The organism is Rhodopseudomonas sp. BR0G17 (assembly GCF_010907025.1).
GTDB classification, from domain to species: domain Bacteria; phylum Pseudomonadota; class Alphaproteobacteria; order Rhizobiales; family Xanthobacteraceae; genus Rhodopseudomonas; species Rhodopseudomonas palustris_H.
Genome location: NZ_QUML01000195.1, coordinates 1 through 408 on the forward strand (window position 1 = coordinate 1; position 408 = coordinate 408).

The following is a 408-nucleotide window of genomic DNA, read 5'->3' on the forward strand; positions in this document are numbered from 1 at the left end:
GTCCCGGGCAGCATCGGCCCGAACGTCGCGGCAGGAGCCGGAGAAGGTGCTGGGGGAGAGGTCCGTCATCTTATGCCTTACACCGGGTCGAAGTAGTGCAGTTCGAACAGCACGCAGCCGGTCTCGGACTTGAACGGACCGTGGAACGCGCCCGGCGGACGGCACGCATAGGTGAACGGCTTGAAGCTCTCGCCGCCATTGCCGTTCTCGTCGTTGCCGACGGTCAGATCGCCGGAGACCAGGAACACTTCCTCCCAGTATTCGTGCACGAACGGCTTGGTGGTGAATTCGCCCGGCTCGAACCGCAGCAGGCGGCTGCGCGAGCCGCGGCGGTTCTCCTCATCGAGTCCGCCGGACAGGATCTTCTGCTGGATGCCCTTGGGATAGCCGGCCGGCACTTCCCAGCCC

General features: G+C 65.4%; 1 protein-coding gene. It reads right to left on the minus strand.

Annotated elements, in window-relative coordinates:
* Positions 1-77: 77 nt before the first annotated feature.
* The coding region (locus DY467_RS25835) for a cupin domain-containing protein (protein ID WP_164639892.1) at positions 78-408 on the minus strand (331 nt) is incomplete at its 5' end.